The 15,371-nt window shown below is 44.3% G+C and carries 18 protein-coding genes and 3 riboswitches; of the genes, 11 read left to right on the top strand and 7 right to left on the bottom strand.

Annotated features, from left to right (window positions below; translation table 11 throughout):
* Positions 1 to 31: 31 nt before the first annotated feature.
* A complete protein-coding gene (locus ACE4RR_RS08305) occupies positions 32 to 1,321 on the bottom strand; it encodes a glycosyl hydrolase family 18 protein (RefSeq protein ID WP_375534951.1) in 1,290 nt (429 codons plus the stop codon).
* A gap of 167 nt (positions 1,322 to 1,488) precedes the next feature.
* Here ACE4RR_RS08305 and ACE4RR_RS08300 point away from each other — a divergent pair, with 167 nt between their 5' ends.
* From ACE4RR_RS08300 to ACE4RR_RS08285, 4 genes are all read left to right on the top strand, one after another.
* On the top strand, positions 1,489 to 2,058 hold the full coding sequence (locus ACE4RR_RS08300; RefSeq protein ID WP_375534950.1) for a DUF421 domain-containing protein: 570 nt from the start codon (positions 1,489 to 1,491) through the stop codon (positions 2,056 to 2,058).
* A gap of 46 nt (positions 2,059 to 2,104) precedes the next feature.
* Positions 2,105 to 2,212, top strand: a riboswitch (guanidine-I (ykkC/yxkD leader).
* A 295-nt stretch (positions 2,213 to 2,507) separates the two neighbouring features.
* Positions 2,508 to 2,852: a DMT family transporter gene (locus ACE4RR_RS08295; RefSeq protein WP_375534949.1), complete on the top strand. Its 345-nt coding sequence runs from the start codon at positions 2,508 to 2,510 to the stop codon at positions 2,850 to 2,852.
* Positions 2,852 to 3,166: a DMT family transporter gene (locus ACE4RR_RS08290; protein ID WP_375535094.1), complete on the top strand. Its 315-nt coding sequence runs from the start codon at positions 2,852 to 2,854 to the stop codon at positions 3,164 to 3,166. The genes ACE4RR_RS08295 and ACE4RR_RS08290 overlap by 1 nt, the downstream gene beginning before the upstream one ends.
* Positions 3,167 to 3,287: 121 nt before the next feature.
* Entirely contained in the window at positions 3,288 to 3,626 is a 339-nt protein-coding gene (locus ACE4RR_RS08285) for a DUF1516 family protein (RefSeq protein WP_375534948.1), read from the top strand.
* Positions 3,627 to 3,708: 82 nt separating this feature from the next.
* Here ACE4RR_RS08285 and dhaM read toward each other — a convergent pair whose 3' ends face one another.
* The 4 genes from dhaM to ACE4RR_RS08265 all read right to left on the bottom strand — a co-directional run bounded on the left by dhaM (position 3,709) and on the right by ACE4RR_RS08265 (position 7,274).
* Positions 3,709 to 4,107, bottom strand: coding sequence for a dihydroxyacetone kinase phosphoryl donor subunit DhaM (gene dhaM, locus ACE4RR_RS08280; protein ID WP_375534947.1), 399 nt, complete (start codon positions 4,105 to 4,107; stop codon positions 3,709 to 3,711).
* A complete protein-coding gene (dhaL, locus tag ACE4RR_RS08275; protein WP_375534946.1) occupies positions 4,107 to 4,730 on the bottom strand; it encodes a dihydroxyacetone kinase subunit DhaL in 624 nt (207 codons plus the stop codon). Before dhaL ends, dhaM begins: the two co-directional genes overlap by 1 nt.
* An 18-nt stretch (positions 4,731 to 4,748) precedes the next feature.
* Positions 4,749 to 5,717, bottom strand: a complete 969-nt coding sequence (gene dhaK, locus ACE4RR_RS08270; RefSeq protein ID WP_375534945.1) for a dihydroxyacetone kinase subunit DhaK — start codon at positions 5,715 to 5,717, stop codon at positions 4,749 to 4,751.
* Positions 5,718 to 5,960: 243 nt separating this feature from the next.
* Entirely contained in the window at positions 5,961 to 7,274 is a 1,314-nt protein-coding gene (locus tag ACE4RR_RS08265) for an NCS2 family permease (protein WP_375534944.1), read from the bottom strand.
* Between the two features lie 195 nt (positions 7,275 to 7,469).
* Between ACE4RR_RS08265 and ACE4RR_RS08260 the strand changes: the two genes are divergently transcribed.
* The 4 genes from ACE4RR_RS08260 to ACE4RR_RS08245 all read left to right on the top strand — a co-directional run bounded on the left by ACE4RR_RS08260 (position 7,470) and on the right by ACE4RR_RS08245 (position 11,367).
* Positions 7,470 to 8,015 (top strand): tyrosine-type recombinase/integrase, encoded by a 546-nt coding sequence (locus tag ACE4RR_RS08260; protein ID WP_375534943.1) that lies wholly within the window; start codon positions 7,470 to 7,472, stop codon positions 8,013 to 8,015.
* A 28-nt stretch (positions 8,016 to 8,043) separates the two neighbouring features.
* Positions 8,044 to 9,510, top strand: a complete 1,467-nt coding sequence (locus tag ACE4RR_RS08255) for a potassium/proton antiporter (RefSeq protein ID WP_375535093.1) — start codon at positions 8,044 to 8,046, stop codon at positions 9,508 to 9,510.
* Positions 9,511 to 9,677: 167 nt separating this feature from the next.
* Positions 9,678 to 10,577 carry an AEC family transporter gene (locus ACE4RR_RS08250; protein ID WP_375534942.1) on the top strand — a complete coding sequence of 300 codons (900 nt, stop codon included), beginning with the start codon at positions 9,678 to 9,680 and terminating at the stop codon, positions 10,575 to 10,577.
* Positions 10,578 to 10,602: 25 nt separating this feature from the next.
* Positions 10,603 to 11,367, top strand: a complete 765-nt coding sequence (locus tag ACE4RR_RS08245) for a FixH family protein (RefSeq protein WP_375534941.1) — start codon at positions 10,603 to 10,605, stop codon at positions 11,365 to 11,367.
* A 121-nt stretch (positions 11,368 to 11,488) separates the two neighbouring features.
* On the opposite strand, the gene ACE4RR_RS08240 is transcribed toward ACE4RR_RS08245, so the two are convergent.
* Both ACE4RR_RS08240 and ACE4RR_RS08235 read right to left on the bottom strand, forming a co-directional pair.
* Positions 11,489 to 11,698 carry a 2-hydroxymuconate tautomerase family protein gene (locus tag ACE4RR_RS08240; RefSeq protein WP_375534940.1) on the bottom strand — a complete coding sequence of 70 codons (210 nt, stop codon included), beginning with the start codon at positions 11,696 to 11,698 and terminating at the stop codon, positions 11,489 to 11,491.
* 28 nt (positions 11,699 to 11,726) lie between these two features.
* Positions 11,727 to 12,941 carry a YbfB/YjiJ family MFS transporter gene (locus ACE4RR_RS08235; RefSeq protein ID WP_375534939.1) on the bottom strand — a complete coding sequence of 405 codons (1,215 nt, stop codon included), beginning with the start codon at positions 12,939 to 12,941 and terminating at the stop codon, positions 11,727 to 11,729.
* A 106-nt stretch (positions 12,942 to 13,047) separates the two neighbouring features.
* A riboswitch (TPP riboswitch) is annotated at positions 13,048 to 13,147 on the top strand.
* Between the two features lie 129 nt (positions 13,148 to 13,276).
* Positions 13,277 to 13,378, top strand: a riboswitch (TPP riboswitch).
* Here ACE4RR_RS08235 and ACE4RR_RS08230 point away from each other — a divergent pair.
* The 3 genes from ACE4RR_RS08230 (at position 13,367) to thiS (ending at position 15,370) form a co-directional block, all read left to right on the top strand.
* A complete protein-coding gene (locus tag ACE4RR_RS08230; RefSeq protein ID WP_375534938.1) occupies positions 13,367 to 14,038 on the top strand; it encodes a thiamine phosphate synthase in 672 nt (223 codons plus the stop codon). Its footprint overlaps the riboswitch before it by 12 nt.
* Positions 14,035 to 15,183: a glycine oxidase ThiO gene (gene thiO / locus ACE4RR_RS08225; protein ID WP_375534937.1), complete on the top strand. Its 1,149-nt coding sequence runs from the start codon at positions 14,035 to 14,037 to the stop codon at positions 15,181 to 15,183. The genes ACE4RR_RS08230 and thiO overlap by 4 nt, the downstream gene beginning before the upstream one ends.
* Positions 15,167 to 15,370: a sulfur carrier protein ThiS gene (gene thiS, locus ACE4RR_RS08220; protein ID WP_375534936.1), complete on the top strand. Its 204-nt coding sequence runs from the start codon at positions 15,167 to 15,169 to the stop codon at positions 15,368 to 15,370. Before thiO ends, thiS begins: the two co-directional genes overlap by 17 nt.
* Position 15,371 lies beyond the last annotated feature (1 nt).

The following is a 15,371-nucleotide window of genomic DNA, read 5'->3' as shown; positions in this document are numbered from 1 at the left end:
ACGAAGTGCTGAAGTATACGAAGCACATTTCCTACAGCAGCTTATTGATCGTAAAATTATCCTCTAAAAGCAGCCAATTCTGCGGGAACTCCCAGCCGAGAACCCAGTAATAAACGCCGCGCAGTTCAAATTCCTTCACAAGATCAAATTTTGCCTGAATGCTTCTGGCATCTTCAAACCACACCTCATGCTCCAGTCCTTCCTCATCATAATAAGTAAAATGAGGGGACTGGGCTTCTTCATCATATTCAATGGCGGCGTTATTGTCAGCTGCCAATTGGACAGCCTGCTGATGATCGATGGAGGTGGCCCTTGTTTCACCCTCTACATACGGAAGTGTCCAGTCATACCCATAGAGTGGGATCCCGAGCATGATTTTATCGGGAGGCATAACCGAAACGGCGTATTCTACCACACGCCTGACCTGATTTAATGGCGCCACTGCCATTGGGGGCCCGCCGGTCCATCCCCATTCATAAGTCATCAGGAATACAAAATCCGCTATTTCTCCATGTGCAGCGTAATCATGCCCTTCATAGAGAACTCCCTCCATCCCCGGTTCCACCTGCGGCGCAAGCGCGCTGGATAGTAAATATTCTTTCTTGTCCAGCAATTCTTTTGCTTTGCGCATGAGGTTGTTATAGCTTTCCCGGTTTTCAGCCCCGAGATATTCTAAATCGAAATCCAGCCCAAGAAAGCCTTTTTCATCCATTATCGCTATGGCTTCTGACAAAAGCGTATCCTGAAGCTCTTCACTTTCCAGGATTGTAGTCGCAAGCTCCGTGCTGAACTGTCCATCTTCCATATTAGTTATAACCATCAGCGGGACAATTTGATTCTCGTAGGCAGTGTTAATTACGGCTTGATCGTCAAGCGGAGTAAGAGTGCCGTCGGGATTCATTTCATAACTGAATATCTGTAAATAAGTTAAATACTGCCCTATTTCATTCACTGCTTCCGTCGATTCGTCACCAGTAATATCCAGGTCTATATAGGCACCGACGTCAATGGCCGGCTTTTGACGATATGGAGTATAGATATACAATGGATAGCCTTCCGGCACAAACTCAGAATAGGAAAGCCGATTTATCCTCAACAATTCAGAAAAAGGCACCTGACAGCGTTCGCTGATTCGGCGAAGGCTTTCCCCTGGCGCTGCCCAGTAAAAACGGCCTTCTATAGGTATTACGAGTGCCTGCCCAGTTACGAGCTGTTCTGGATCCGGTAATTGATTAGCTTCCACGATCGCCTGATAGTCCACATTATAGCTTTGGGCAATTTCCCATAAGGAGTCACCCGGAGTCACCACATGTATTTGCACAGCCTCGTCCCCCTGAATTTTTCGCCTTATTCCACCCTATTATCGGAAAAGGAAATCCATGACTTGCGAAAGTAATAATTGCAAACTTTATCTTCGATATAAGAATCATTTCCCACATCCTTTCACAAACTACATAAAAGTGTGAGGTGTTGAAAGGAGAGTGTACGGTGAGTTTTCTATGGGAGTCGGCTGTCCTTGTGTTTTTCGGTCTACTGCTTTTAAGAGTGGCCGGCCGCAAATCAATCAGTCAAATGACGGTAGCCCAGACAGTCATCATGATTTCGATTGGATCTTTGATTATTCAGCCTATTGCTGAAGAATCGGTATGGAAAACAATCACAGCCGCTGCAATTTTTATTGGCTTTCTACTAATCGTAGAATATGTCCAGGTGAAATCAAACAAACTGGAACAAGCCATGACCGGAAAAGCATGTGTCGTTATTAAAGATGGTAATATTGTATATGATGAACTATTAAAACTCCGCTTTACAGCAGACCAACTGGAGCTGCGGTTAAGACAACAGGGCATTACCAATGTGGCTGATTTAAAAACAGCCACCCTGGAATCGAATGGACAGCTCGGCTACGAATGGATGCCTCATAAACGCCCGGTAACAGTGGAGGACATGGAGCAGCTCCTTGGAAAAAAACTCGTTCAGACACACAATCCCCAGAACATTTTTGATGAAACAAAAACGAAGCGCCACCCTGTTCCAAATCGAAAAAAATTTCAGTAACGGTCATTAATGGACATAGGAAACGAATGCATTTATAATAATTACAATTAATGTTTTCTAGGGTTCCGCGGGGAGTAACTGCACCCGGTCAGGTCCGAGAGAAAACACACGGAACCTTAAGTCCGTGACACGGAGGGACAAAAGCCCGGGAGATCTTCTGTAAAGGAGGTGTCCGGGTTTTTTTCAAAATAAAAGAAAGATTTTGTTGATTTCATCCCGCAGGCGGACGCTTTCCGTGGGGCTTGTCTTCAACTAATTCTGCCTCAGCCAAGCTTCGCCAGAATGGATTTTCAGACGGCGCGCATCCCGACGGAGTCGCAGCCCTGCGTTCTTCCATCTAAGTAAAATCACCATATATTAAATATCGCATAGAGGATAAGCTCTAGCCCGGGCGGGTTTTGCCCGGTTTTTCTTAGTATATAAAGAAAGATAGGAAGCGGGGAAGCTTGATGAATAAGGAATGGCTGAAAATTTTTATTGCTGCTTTGTTTGAAGTAATGTGGGTAATTGGGTTAAAGCATGCTTCATCGCCGCTTGAATGGGCAGGCACAGTGCTTGCAATTATAATTAGTTTTTATTTATTAATTATGGCGGGCAGACATGTGGCTGTAGGGACGGCTTACGCAGTATTTGTTGGTCTTGGAACCGCTGGAACAGTACTTTCAGATATTTTGTTTTTTGGAGAAGAATTTCAATGGCTGAAAATAGTATTAATACTTGTTTTGCTGGCTGGAGTTATTGGTTTAAAAGGAGCGGCGCCAAATGATAAGGTACAGAGAGGAGCGAGTTCGTGATGGCCTGGCTGTATTTGTTTGCAGCAGGAATTTTCGAAATGACAGGCGTGACAATGATTAATAAGTTTCACCACGATAAAAGTCTGGCCGCCCTTCTTTTGGTAGGCGGAGGTTTTTCATTAAGCTTTATTTTTCTTGCTTTTGCGATGGAGACACTTCCGATGGGGACTGCGTATGCGGTCTGGACAGGTATAGGCGCTGCAGGTGGGGCTGTGCTTGGAATGATTTGGTACAATGAGTCAAAGGACATACGCAGAATTTTCTGTATTGTATTAATCATTGTGGGGGCAGCCGGCTTAAAAATCGTATCTTAATAAGCCTGACAGCCAATTGATATGATGATTTTGTTAACGATTCCCTTTCTTCTTGCACCTGCGGCGTCTGTTCTATATATTTGACGTAGGAACTAGCAAACGATATAAAGGAGTTGCAAAAATGGATGTAGTAAGTGTTTTTTATCAATCACATGCCGGTTCATGGGCGTTTCTGATTCTGTTTTTTCTGATAAGCTACTTTGCAGCCGGTCAAAAAATCACATTAATGCTTCAGAGACTGTTTGCTGTGATTATGATTATTTCTGGTGTCGGAATGATTGTGGCTTATGGGTTTCCACTGGTTTATATTTTAAAAGGGGTATTGGCACTCGTTCTCATCGCTGTTATGGAAATGCTTATCGGGAAAAAGAAAAGAAAGCAGTCTCATGGCGGGCTCTGGATTGCCTGTATTGTGCTTGCTGCCCTCGTTATCATGCTTGGCTTTGGTGTCATTGGTTAATGGGCAGACTGTGAGTTGAAACGGGATCTGAACTCATTTGAATGCTGCTAAAAAGGATGCTTCCCACTAAAGGGGAGGCATCCTAATTTTTTTTACTCCACGATTTTGCTCGTTCTGCAGCCTTTTTTACATCCGATAAGGATTTTCCCATTCCTGATTCAACTGCAGCAATGTAGGAACCTTCCACTATTGGAGCATCAGCAATTGCTGTTTCTATATTTTCATCTCCTAATAATTCAATAGCGAGCTCTGTATTCATAAAAGCACTGCCGAGATCAAATAAAATGATAACGCCTGCTCCTGCGTCTGCTTCCTTTATGGCCTTCTGTACTTTTTCTGCACTCGTTCCGATTTCATCATCTTCCGTTCCGCCTGCAGGAATGACCATCACATCGTTTTTCTTTGTTTGAGATATCAGCTCCGCCACGCCTGCTGCGAGCTGAGAGCTGTGAGAAACAATGACAATTCCGACATTCGCCATTATTGTGCCCCCTCTTTATGAAGAATGTCAGCCATTGCTTTAAATAAAAGATACGACGAATAGGCTCCTGGATCCATATGGTCCACAGATCTTTCCTGCAGGTATGAGGCACGTCCTTTTTTAGCCGTCATAGGTTTCGTAGACTCTGCTGCTTCTCTCGCTGTGGACTTAAGCTGGTCTGCATTAACGCTTCCGGCACGAATGTATTCGCAGACGGGAACCCATACATCAAGCATGGTTTTGTCTCCGATTTCTGCTTTCCCGCGCTGCTTTAATCCATTGATTGCTGCCTGAAGAGCTTCAGCCAGGTGTTCTTCTGTTAAACTCGTAACATCTTTTAAGGTGTCCGCTGCTTTTAAGAAAGCTGTTCCGTATAAGGGCCCGGAAGCTCCGCCTACTTTCGATATCAGTGTCATGGCTGTATCCTTCAAGAGACTGCCTGCATCTTCATAATCAGCATTCTCTATTTTTGCCGCCGCTTCATGAAAGCCCCGGGCCACGTTATACCCGTGGTCCCCGTCCCCGATGGACTGGTCGAGTTCAGATAAATAATCCTTGTTTTGCTGCATCTCTGAGTTGACCGCATATAGCCATTTTTTCAAGGCTGAAATATTCAGGTTCATTTCTAACGTCCTCCTTTGTCAGGTGCGATGCTGCAGCAGCAGCTGTCTGCATTCCTCATCGAGCTTAAACAGTGTTATAGAAAACCCTGCCATTTCCAGCGAGCTCATATACTCTCCGACAAACGTACACTCTACGTTTATATTTTTTTCCCTTAAAATCTCATGAACCTTCCTGTTTACTACAAATAGTTCCATCAGTGGCGTCGAACCGAGACCATTAATCATAACCGCTGTATTATCCTCTGCCTCTAATTCTAACTCAGGCAGGATATAATCGAGTAATTCTTCAGCCAGATCGTCAGCCGGGGCTAAGGTACGCCGCTCCATTCCTTGTTCTCCATGGATCCCGGTTCCAATTTCCATTTCGTCTTTTTCAAGTGTAAAACCGGGCTTCCCGGACTCCGGAACGATGCTTGGGCTTAAAGAGACTCCCATCGATCGTATGGAGGTGGCAGCTTTTTCTGAGATATCGGCAACTTCCTCCAGGGATTTTCCAGTAGCTGCAGCAGCCCCTGCAATTTTATGAACGAATATCGTGCCTGCAACTCCACGGCGGGCTTCAGGGTCTGCAATAGCCGTGTCATCCCGGACAATCACCTGCCGCACACTTATGTTTTCAGCTTCTGCCATATCTGCAGCCATATCAAAGTTCATGACATCTCCGCTGTAATTTTTCACAATAAGTAGTACACCTTTTCCGCTGTCCACAGCTTTAATGGCTTCAAATATCTGATCGGGAGCAGGAGACGTAAACACTTCACCGGCAACAGCTGCATCAAGCAGTTTTTCACCGACAAATCCAGCGTGAGCTGGTTCGTGCCCGCTTCCGCCGCCGCTTACGAGTCCTACCTTTCCAGGGACAGGAGCGTCTTTCCGAATTAGAACATTCCATCCGGAGAGCCTGCGGAGTCTTTCCGGAGCAGAAGCAACAATTCCTTCAAGCATTTCATCCACAATATTTTCGGGCTGATTCATCACTTTTTTCATCCCAATTCCTCCTTGTGTATTCGATCTAAACGTAAATTTCGCCTGTACCCTGAAACCATCTTCTTCCTATACCCGTTTTTTCCCTTTTTTAATTTCAAAATAAAGCCTTTTTGGAACAAATAGCGGAACCATTGTCTGCAGAACTGGCAGTTGCTGCTCGGCGGACTTTGGCGTTTCGTTTGCTCCGCTTTAATCAACCAGCTCTTTCCAATCGTCCCGGACTTTAGTTGATGATCTCTGTTGTTAATGCGGCAGAAAGATAAGCTGAAAAAGAAACAAGACAGCAAAAACGTAAACAAGGGGATGGACAGTTCTTCCGTTTCCTTTGACAAGCTTCATTAACGGATGCGCAATAAATCCAAATGCGATCCCGGTTGCAATGCTTGAGGTTAACGGCATCGTCAAAATAACCAGAAAGGCAGGAAACGCTTCATCAAATTCCGCCCATTTAATTTCCGCCACAGAACCGAGCATGAGACTCCCGACAATAATAAGAGCAGGGGAGGTAATTGCGGGAAGTCCGGAGACGGAGCTTACAGCGGGACTGAAGAAAATTGTTAGAATGAACAATCCGGCCACAGTCACAGTGGTCATGCCTGTCCTCCCACCAACAGCAACTCCTGATGACGACTCAATATAAGCACTAGTCGGACTTGTGCCAAAGATCGAGCCGACTGTTTTTGCGACAGAGTCTGCGAGAAGTGCCTGACGTACTCTCGGCAGCTTTTTTCCCTTCATGAGGCCAGCCTGTTCAGCAACACCAATCATTGTTCCGGTAGTGTCAAAAATAGTGACGAGCAAAAATGAAAATACTACGGCATAAAGACCGTATTGAAATACGTCAACAAACGCCTGCACCGGTGAGCCAAATATAAACCATTCCGGAGAGGGAGGAGCTGCAGTAAATCCATTCTCAAATGAAAGGTGGCCGGTCCCAAAAGCAATCAATCCGGTGACAATCATCCCTATAAAAATGGCGCTGTTTATGTTCATTGCCATGAGAATGATGGTAATCGCAAGACCTGTAAGGGTCAGCGCTACCACAGGCGACTGCAGATTACCAAGCCCCACTAAATTATCGGGATGAGCAACGATAATTTCACTCATGCGCAGGCCGATAAAAGCAATAAATAAGCCTATTCCAGCGGTGATTCCATGCTTCAAGTTTGAGGGAATTGCTTCGATAAGCTTTTCCCGAAATGGAGTGAGAGACAAAATAACAAAAATAATCCCAGAAACAAAAACAGCGCCGAATGCTACCTCGTAACCGACAGCATCATTCGTGCCAACTACAGAATAAGCGAAATATGCATTTAATCCCATGCCCGGTGCGACAGCGATAGGATAGTTAGCAAAAAAAGCCATCCAAAGGGTGCCGATTACTGTAGCTATTATAGTTGCCATAAATACCTGATCAAACGGAACGCCGGCATCTGAGAGAATGACTGGATTTACAACGACGATATACGCCATAGTTAAGAATGTCGTAAAACCGGCGAGTAGTTCCGTGCGTGAATTCGTTTTATTTTCCTTCAGCTTAAACCATTTTTCCAACATTATTATCACCCTGAATAAAAATCTATTTAAAGCCATGTATAATATTATTCTTAAATATTTATAAATACAAGAATCATGCAGAAAAAAAGGACCCTGCAGGCAAATTATTATTTCTTAGAAAGCGTGTATGGTATTATTAAGTTACATAATAACTAATTTACATACGCTTATGTCACCTAAAATGGAGATGAACACATGGAATATGTGCAACCAATTAAAGATCACAAAACGATCTGTTTGTTAAAGAGAACGTTAAAGAAACAATCTTACAGAGATTACCTTTTATTTGTTTTCGCTATTAATACAGGCATGCGGATTAGCGAACTGCTCCACGTTCAATGGGAAGAAGTGTTGGAAAAGGATGGCACGATTTCGCTGTTTCTTCCTGCTGAAAAGGAATCCATTTATTTAAATGAACGTATAAGACGCACGCTTATTAAGTATAAAAAGTCCCATCAATCTGGGGAATCTCCATATTTGTTTCCTTCGTTACGAAGTGGTACTCCAATTACAAGACAGCAGGCCTACCGAATAATGAACAATGCAGCAAAAAAAGTCGGGATTGTGGAAAAAATTGGTCCTCACACGCTCCGGAAAACTTTTGGTTACCACGCTTATATCCAGGGAATTGCCATTGCTCTTATCCAAAAACGATTTCACCACTCTACTCCCTCGGAGACTTTAAAATATATCGGGGTTATTCCAGGAGAGATACAGTCGAAAATTAACGTTAATTTATAAGAAGAAAGGAGAAGATTGAGTTTTGATAATAGAAGGATTTAATGTTGATTCCTTTGTACTGCTTGCTGCATTGCTGTTAGTGGTTGGTGTCACTGTTACCAAATTTTCTTCCAGGCTCGGTATGCCTTCCCTGATTCTATTTATACTCGTGGGAATGGTTATTGGAAGTGATGGTTTAGGAATTGTATACTTTGATAATGCAGAGCACGCTCAGCTTGTCGGTATTATTGCACTGATTATTATATTATTTGAAGGCGGTACTCAAACGAAATGGTCAACGATTCGACCGGTCGTTCTTCCATCCATATCACTTGCAACTATAGGAGTGTTTGTCACCTCTGCTATCGTAGGTGTCACGGCAAAAGTGTTTGTGGATGTTACCTGGCTGGAGGCATTGCTCCTCGGTGCCATTGTAGGTTCAACTGATGCAGCGGCAGTATTTGCGGCATTAAAGGAAAGAAATATTAAAACGAAGGTAGCGGCAACGCTGGAAGCTGAATCGGGAACGAATGATCCAATGGCAATTTTTCTTACGCTAATATTTATTGAATTAATTACAATAGATCAGCCCAACTACTGGCTTCTGTTCGGATCGTTCTTTTGGCAGATGGGCATCGGCCTTCTCGTGGGACTCGGTCTTGGTAAGATAGCTTCTCTTTCCATCAATCGTATCAACCTCGATTCCAGCGGCCTGTACCCCATTTTTGCTCTGGCCCTGGCAATGCTCACGTATGGTGTAGCGGCCGGGGTGAATGCCAGCGGATTTTTGGCAGTGTACGCGGCGGCTTTAGTAATAGGAAATTCAGAATTAACCTACCGTCATTCAATTTTCCGGTTTAATGAAGGCTTTGCCTGGATGGCTCAGATTACAATGTTTATAATCCTCGGGCTTTTGGCTTTTCCGGAACAGATATTAAGCAGTGGTGTTTTTGGAAACGGCCTCCTCTTATCCGGTGTTCTTATTTTGATTGCGAGACCGGCAGCCACCTTTTTGGCCACTATCGCAATGGGTTACTCTTTTAAGGAAAGAATCTTTCTGTCATGGGCAGGCCTTCGGGGAGCCGTTCCTATCGTTCTGGCGACCTTTCCAATTGTTGCGGGAGTCCAGGGAGCGGAGCTTTTGTTTAACATTGTCTTCTTTATCGTTCTCACTTCTGCCTTAATCCAGGGCACCAGTATTTCGTATCTGGCCAAAAAATTAAATTTATCCGGGCCAAAGAAAGATATGCCCTATCATTCTTTAGAATTGATATCCATCGGGAAAGCGAATGCGGAAATCATTGAATTCAGAACCGATGAATTTACGCCTATAGTTGGGCAAAAGCTTCACAACATTGAATTTCCTCCTTCTGTTCTTATTAGTGCAATTGTGAGAAATGAAGAGCTGGTAACGCCATATGGAGAGACCGAAATCCTGGCGGATGATTTTCTATACATTCTTGTTTCTAGAAAAGAGAAAATCCAGTTGAGAAGAATGTTGAAGACGGAGTATTAGCTGAATTATAATAATTGAAGAAGAAGCGGGACTTTGAAGGGTTCCGCTTTCTTTATTCTTTTCAAAAAAATCATATAAACGATTTATAGTAAAAGAAGAGTGGAGACTGGGTTCAGTTGACCCGGTACTGACTCAGTTTTTCCTTATAGTAGAAAGAAGGTTTTCCATTGGCAGTCCTTATCGATGTGTTAATACCGATTGCACTCATTTTCCTATGTGGTTTTCTGCTGCAAAAAAAGCAGGTCCTGGATGTGCGTTCTCTTTCAGCAGCAGCGCTTTACATATTAAACCCGGCTCTAGTTTTTCAAACGTTTTACACGACTGAACCAGATAGTGATCTAGTTCGAATCACTGCATTCTCTGTTTTATTTCTCCTTATTATGATAATTATTAATAAAATCCTGAAGCGTATCATGAAGTGGTCTATGAAGGAGGAAAGCGGAATGATGCTTGCGACCGCTTTTATGAATGCGGGAAATTTCGGGGCACCGCTGATACTGTTTGCACTTGGTGAAGAAGCATTCGCGTATGCGGTCATTTTCATGGTTATCCAAGCTCTCCTCATGAATACCGCTGGAGTTTATATTTCCAATAGAAGCAGCTTGACTCCTGCAGATGCCCTGCGAGTTGTTATAAAAATGCCTGTATTTCATGCGCTTCTCGCCGGATTCACCCTTCAGGCTGCCAGAATACCGATTAAAGAATCTTACATGGATGCGGTTGACTTGCTGGCACAGGCAGCCATTCCAGTAGTAATGATTGTGCTCGGCATGCAGCTTGCCAATATATCTGTATCAGCAATTGATTGGAAAGCAGTCAGTCTCGGAACAGCGATGCGGCTTGTTTTATCACCACTGCTCGCTTATGCTTTAACATATATTGTTCAAACGAATGATACTCTAAGCACAGTGCTGATTGTGTCCTGCGCGATGCCTTCAGCGGCAACAATTGCCATGATTGCAGTACAGTTTGATTCTAACCCTCAGCTGGTTTCAGGTGTTACACTAATTTCTACGATTTTAAGTGTACCATCCTTATGGATTTTACTTTTAATTATTGGAGTATGAAGATTTTGAAAGGAAGGACTTTAAAATGAAAAAATTAATAATTGCATCCATAGGTTTATCATTTTTGTTTTTGCTTACCGCCTGCGGGCAGACAGAGAATGAAAGCGGCGATGAAGGAACTGCTTCGCTTGAACCACTTGAAGTCAAAATTGACATGGCAGAGAATGCGGAGCCTGAAGAAGAGATCGATATTACGGCAGCCGTTACCCAGGACGGCGAAGCTGTGGCAGACGCAAATGAAGTGAAATTTGAAATTTGGAAAGAAGGAGCAAAGGAAGAAAGTGAAATGGTAGAGGCAGACGGTTCAAAAGATGGAAGCTACACCATTACCCACACCTTTGAGGAGGAAGGCACACACAGCGTTACAGCGCATGTCACTGCCAGAGATACACACACTATGCCGACGGAGACAATTATGATCGGTTCAGATTCAGAAGAAAGCTCTTCTGGTGAAAAACAGGAAGAAAACGAAGAACATGCTGGCCACCACCACAACTCGCCGGTTACTGCTGAGCTTGAAGAGGTAGAAGAAGTGAAGGCGAATAAGGAAACACCTCTGACGTTTTCGGTGGCACACGAAGGAGAACCTCTGACAGAAGCACGTGTCCGGCTGGAGATATGGAAGCACGGAGAAGATACAAGGAAGTGGGTTGATGCAGAAGAAGAGGCAGACGGTACTTACAAGACTTCGCATACTTTTGAGGATTCTGGCGGTCACTATATTACTGTTCATATAGAAAATAACGATGGCCTTCATGAACATGTTGATAATGAAATAACTGTGCAATAGTAAAATTCTGCATTCCTAAAAAAGTAGGCGGCCATCTTTATATACTCTGCAAAAAAGGGAAGTGATTCTCTTACTAACCTGTGTACATAGTTTTGCCGGAGCAGCTCTGCCCCGGCTCATATTATTCTCCGCGCTTTCGCTTTTCTGTTATTGATTCACCTCCGAGACCGTAATTATCTGTCTCGATTTCATCAATAATGACTACGGTGGATTTAGGATTTTTCCCGAGTGTATCCTGAAGAAGTTTAGTTGTTCCTTCAATAAGAGCATGCTTTTGTTCTGGTGTGGCAGGCTGTTCTTCTTTTGTGATTTTTATATTTACAAATGGCATGGAAGCATCCCTCCTTATTCTTATATTATCAAAAAGGTACCTGTCTGACAGATTTATTTACTTTATTTTGCTGGCGGAATTGACCAATGCCGAGTAGGATCATCCCTGCTGCCAGTACAACAATGGCAAAGTAAAAGGAGGAAGAGAGTACCCCGCTTATGGAGATGATTACAGCCGCTGCAGCCGGACCGATCATTTGACCTGCCCCATAAAAAAAGGTAAGCCTGCTGATGACGCGATTGCTTTCCCTGCCTGCTGCAGCCCGGCCTTCACTCATTACCATGGTTACTATCCCCATAAAGGTTGCTCCAAAGAGAATGGACCCGAGCAGAGCTCCAACAGCATTAAAAAATACGACCGGTAAAGCTATTCCAATTATTTGGACAACGAAAGCAAACTGAATAGCCGGAAGATTGCCGATTCTTGACGCGATTGCAGCCCAAATGACACATGATGGGGCTGCTGCAGCCCCGACAAACACCCAGCTCAGGGAAGGTGCTGAGTGAAGAAATGGTATTTCTGATGCAAATGCTACAAGGTAGGTGCCGCTTATAATATATCCTATGCCCTCCATAAAATAAGCAGCTGTCAGCCAAGGTATTATTCTGGAATTGTGGTTTGTACCTGTGCTTTCTGGCATTATTTTTTGCTCCGGGGGATCTTTGACCCAGTTCAGAACAGCTCCTCCAAGTAAAAAGGAGAGCAGCCCGAGTGAGAGCCAGACTCCGTTCCATTCTGCTATCTGCATAACAATTGGTACAAGAAGACCAGTGCTTATAATGCCGAGCCCGACTCCCCCAAACAAATATCCAGACAAGGGAAGTCTGCCTCTGCTGGCCAGGGTGTCTAAAATGAGACTTGAAACGAGCACAAATACAATCCCACTCGACAATCCGGACCCAAACCTTAAGGCATGCCAGCCCCACTCTAAATTCGTAAGTCCCATTCCGAGCGTCGTGGCTGCATTCATACTAAAGAATATGTAAACATTGAATGCTCTTCCTCGTTTCCAGCTCAGTTTTCCAGCAAGCAGAGCACCGACCAGATAGCCGAGGTAATTACTTGACGCCAGATACCCTGCGGACTCATTATTTAAAGATGTATGCTCCACCATTACCGGGAGTATTGGTGTGTATGCAAACCGTCCTATTCCCATGACGACTGCAAGCACGATCACACCAGAAAGTAATATAAAAAAAATAGATGCTTGCTTGGGCGTTTTTAATCCTGCAGACTGACTCATGGATGTCACTTCCTTATAAACTTGTTCTATCTAGCATTCTAGCAATAGAGGACGAATCTTGGAAGCGATTGACATAGAACAAATTTTCCTATAAAATTTTAGATAATATAACCACTGGGGGCGTCTTTTGACTGAGACAGAGAATTCTGGTCCCTTTGAACCTGATCTAGTTGATACTAGCGGAGGGAATGTTGGTACGGTCCTTTTTAGGAGAGTTTGTGAAGTCCCGTCCCCGTTTTCCTGAGGGATGGTTTTTTTGTTTTCTTAAGTTTTGAATGTACTATGGCTATGCTTTTCTTCTGTACAGATGTTCTCGAGTTGTAAAAATAATATTAATTATTCACTAGGGGTGCCTTAACCGGCTGAGATCAACGGAAGTTGAAACTCTTTGAACCTGAACTGGAAAAACCAGCGGAGGAAAGTGATTGCAGCATGCACTCAGCAGCCGCCGCCTCTTTCCTCACAGCAGGGAAGGGGCTTTTTTTCGCTGCGGAAAAGGGGGATTAAGAAAAGTGCAGCTTCATGCTATTTCTTCAGGAAATCAGAGTATAGAAAAATGGCACGAGGTGACATTGCAGACTCACCATTATGTCGATTTTGTACACATCAGAGAAAAAAAGTGGTCCAGAAAAGATATAGAAGCTGGAATTCGGCTGCTGCTTCAAAGTAATGTCCCGAAAATGAAAATAATAGTGAACAATCAGCCAGAGCTGGTTGAAAAATATAATCTTGGCGGTATTCATTATCCTGAACACTCCCCTATCCGGAAGCTGACTGGAAAAGTTCTGCACGGTGCTTCTGTGCATAGCGTTACTTCTGCTGTGGAGAAAGAAAAACAAGGTGCAGATTATCTGTTTTTCGGACATGTGTTTGCTTCTTCAAGCAAACAAGGGGTCGCAGCCAGAGGATTAATGAAGCTTCAAGAAGTGACAGCAGCTGTCAATATTCCAGTAATTGCGATTGGTGGAATGACAAAAGACAACCTCAGAAAAACAGCTCTTCATGGAGCAAAAGGAGCGGCGGTGCTCTCAGGAATTTATTATGCAGAAAACCCTGGTGCAGAAGCTGCCGCTTTGCGAAAGGAAGGTCAAAATTGATTCAATCCTATGACGTAATTATCATTGGTGGAGGAGTAAACGGCTGCTCGATTGCATACCAGCTGGCTAAACGGAACTATAGAGTGAAACTGCTGGAGAAGGGAAGGATTGCCGAAGAAGCTTCCAGCGCTGCAGCGGGTATGCTCGGAGCTCAATCGGAGTTAAAGAATAAGGGCGCATTTTTTGATTTTGCCAGGACGAGCAGAAATATGTTTTCTGAACTTGTACCGGAAGTGGAGAAGGCTTCTGGATTAACAGTTTCCTACCTTAAGAATGGGATGCTGAAGGTTGCGGTGACAGCGGAAGAAGCCCTTCAGCTTCAACAGATAAGGGTTATACAGGAAGCTGAAGGAGAGCATGTGGAATGGTTGAATGCAGAGGAAGTCCTCCATCGGGAGCCTGAAATCAAGGGAAGAATTCAGGGAGCTCTTTATATTCCTCAGGATGGACAGGTAAAGGCTCCTGACTGGACAAAAGCTCTGGCACGGGCGGCAGCGAATATCGGGGCTGACCTGCAGGAGTATATTAGCGCTGACAGATTAATAGAAGATAATGGCAGAACCACTGGCGTAGAGACCTGTTACGGGCCTGTTTACGCTCCGCATGTGGTGGTCGCAGCAGGCGCGTGGTCCGAAAGTCTGCTGAATAAAGATAAAGCACCAGTTCCACAGATGATCCCAGTAAAAGGCGAATGTGTGTCACTAATACCTGAGCGGAGTGTGATCCGTTCCACCATTCATGCCAGCGACTTTTATATCGTTCCTAAGGCAGACGGATCGGTTATTATCGGTGCCACGGAACGGGAGGGACACATGGATAAAAAAGTTATGGCAGAAGCCGTGCAAACTCTGCTCCGCAAAGCCTGCAGCCTTGTTCCTGCATTTGAAAGAGCCGAGTGGGGCCGGGCATGGGCAGGAGTGAGACCACAGACAGCGGATGGTATGCCATATCTGGGAGCTTACGGACAGAAAGGATTATGGCTGGCGGCAGGCCACTACAGAAACGGTATTCTACTCTCCGCTGTTACAGGGGAATGGATGGCGGATATGATCGATGGAAAACCCGTCCGTTCAGACTGGAAATCCGCTTTTTGCCCGAAAAGAACTATCGAAGGAAAGGAAGATCGCATTGGAAGTTACCATTAATGGTGTAAAGCAGAATTTGCCGGACTCAGCAGACAGCGTGAGCGGTCTATTAGAACATCTTCATTTATCAGGGAAAAAAGCAGTGGTGGAACGTAATGGCACAGTACTGAAAAAAGATGAGCATGCGGATGAAGCTGTTGAAGAAGGAGATATTCTTGAGATTGTCCATTTTGTAGGAGGAGGGTGAA

The sequence above is a fragment of the Alteribacillus sp. HJP-4 genome (assembly GCF_042139015.1).
GTDB lineage: Bacteria > Bacillota > Bacilli > Bacillales > Marinococcaceae > JBHIKY01.
The sequence above is the reverse complement of the archived record's forward strand: the minus strand, read 5'-3'. Positions and strand labels throughout refer to the sequence as shown.

Excerpts from the sequence above, each read along its gene's own strand:
- dhaK (WP_375534945.1), bottom strand. The coding sequence starts at position 5,717 with ATGAAAAAAGTGATGAATCAGCCCGAAAATATTGTGGATGAAATGCTT.
- ACE4RR_RS08285 (WP_375534948.1), top strand. The coding sequence starts at position 3,288 with ATGGATGTAGTAAGTGTTTTTTATCAATCACATGCCGGTTCATGGGCG.
- dhaL (WP_375534946.1), bottom strand. The coding sequence starts at position 4,730 with ATGAACCTGAATATTTCAGCCTTGAAAAAATGGCTATATGCGGTCAAC.
- ACE4RR_RS08265 (WP_375534944.1), bottom strand. The coding sequence starts at position 7,274 with ATGTTGGAAAAATGGTTTAAGCTGAAGGAAAATAAAACGAATTCACGC.
- dhaM (WP_375534947.1), bottom strand. The coding sequence starts at position 4,107 with ATGGCGAATGTCGGAATTGTCATTGTTTCTCACAGCTCTCAGCTCGCA.
- ACE4RR_RS08260 (WP_375534943.1), top strand. The coding sequence starts at position 7,470 with ATGGAATATGTGCAACCAATTAAAGATCACAAAACGATCTGTTTGTTA.
- ACE4RR_RS08290 (WP_375535094.1), top strand. The coding sequence starts at position 2,852 with ATGGCCTGGCTGTATTTGTTTGCAGCAGGAATTTTCGAAATGACAGGC.
- ACE4RR_RS08295 (WP_375534949.1), top strand. The coding sequence starts at position 2,508 with ATGAATAAGGAATGGCTGAAAATTTTTATTGCTGCTTTGTTTGAAGTA.
- ACE4RR_RS08245 (WP_375534941.1), top strand. The coding sequence starts at position 10,603 with ATGAAAAAATTAATAATTGCATCCATAGGTTTATCATTTTTGTTTTTG.
- ACE4RR_RS08240 (WP_375534940.1), bottom strand. The coding sequence starts at position 11,698 with ATGCCATTTGTAAATATAAAAATCACAAAAGAAGAACAGCCTGCCACA.
- ACE4RR_RS08235 (WP_375534939.1), bottom strand. The coding sequence starts at position 12,941 with ATGAGTCAGTCTGCAGGATTAAAAACGCCCAAGCAAGCATCTATTTTT.